Annotated in this window: 1 rRNA gene; it reads left to right on the forward strand. The window is 54.9% G+C overall.

The features are described 5' to 3' along the window. Positions 1-1,378 (forward strand): 23S ribosomal RNA (locus tag OIU93_RS20305); the annotation flags it as partial. Between the last annotated feature and the right edge of the window lie 76 nt (positions 1,379-1,454).

The following is a 1,454-nucleotide window of genomic DNA, read 5'->3' on the forward strand; positions in this document are numbered from 1 at the left end:
CCTTTTGGGGGGTGATTCGGTGATCCTATGCTGCCAAGAAAAGCATCGACGCGAGGTTTTAGCCGCCCGTACCCCAAACCGACACAGGTGATCAGGTAGAGAATACTAAGGCGATCGAGAGAATCATGGTTAAGGAACTCGGCAAAATGCCCCCGTAACTTCGGGAGAAGGGGGGCCTGCCCCGTGATGAGGATTTACTCCTCGGAGCGGGTGTGGGCCGCAGAGACCAGGGGGAAGCGACTGTTTACTAAAAACACAGGTCCGTGCGAAGTCGCAAGACGATGTATACGGACTGACTCCTGCCCGGTGCTGGAAGGTTAAGAGGACCGGTTAGCTCTTTGGAGCGAAGCTGAGAATTTAAGCCCCAGTAAACGGCGGTGGTAACTATAACCATCCTAAGGTAGCGAAATTCCTTGTCGGGTAAGTTCCGACCTGCACGAATGGAGTAACGACTTCCCCGCTGTCTCAACCATGAACTCGGCGAAATTGCACTACGAGTAAAGATGCTCGTTACGCGCAGCAGGACGGAAAGACCCCGAGACCTTTACTATAGTTTGGTATTGGTGTTCGGTGCAGCTTGTGTAGGATAGGTGGGAGACTGTGAAGCCCGGACGCTAGTTCGGGTGGAGTCATCGTTGAAATACCACTCTGGCTGTACCGGTCACCTAACTTCGGCCCATGATCTGGGTCAGGGACAGTGCCTGATGGGTAGTTTAACTGGGGCGGTTGCCTCCTAAAGAGTAACGGAGGCGCCCAAAGGTTCCCTCAGCCTGGTTGGCAATCAGGTGTCGAGTGTAAGTGCACAAGGGAGCTTGACTGTGAGAGCGACAGCTCGAGCAGGGACGAAAGTCGGGACTAGTGATCCGGCGGCACGTTGTGGAACGGCCGTCGCTCAACGGATAAAAGGTACCTCGGGGATAACAGGCTGATCTTGCCCAAGAGTCCATATCGACGGCATGGTTTGGCACCTCGATGTCGGCTCGTCGCATCCTGGGGCTGGAGTAGGTCCCAAGGGTTGGGCTGTTCGCCCATTAAAGCGGTACGCGAGCTGGGTTTAGAACGTCGTGAGACAGTTCGGTCCCTATCCGCTGCGCGCGCAGGAAATTTGAGAAGAGCTGTCCTTAGTACGAGAGGACCGGGACGGACGAACCTCTGGTGTGTCAGTTGTACTGCCAAGTGCACCGCTGATTAGCTACGTTCGGAAGGGATAACCGCTGAAAGCATCTAAGCGGGAAGCCCACTTCGAGATGAGATTTCCATACACTTTTGAGTGTGAGAGGCCCCCAGCCAGACCACTGGGTTGATAGGCAGGATGTGGAAGCGAGGACTAAAGACTCGTGAAGCTGACCTGTACTAATAGGCCGACAACTTAAACCACAAACACCACACCACCCCCCCGCGGGTGGTTGGCAAGAAACGCTGCGTCCACTATACGGTCCCGAAACAACAAACCC

Source organism: Paeniglutamicibacter sp. ZC-3 (assembly GCF_025847175.2).
Taxonomy (GTDB): domain Bacteria; phylum Actinomycetota; class Actinomycetes; order Actinomycetales; family Micrococcaceae; genus Paeniglutamicibacter; species Paeniglutamicibacter sulfureus.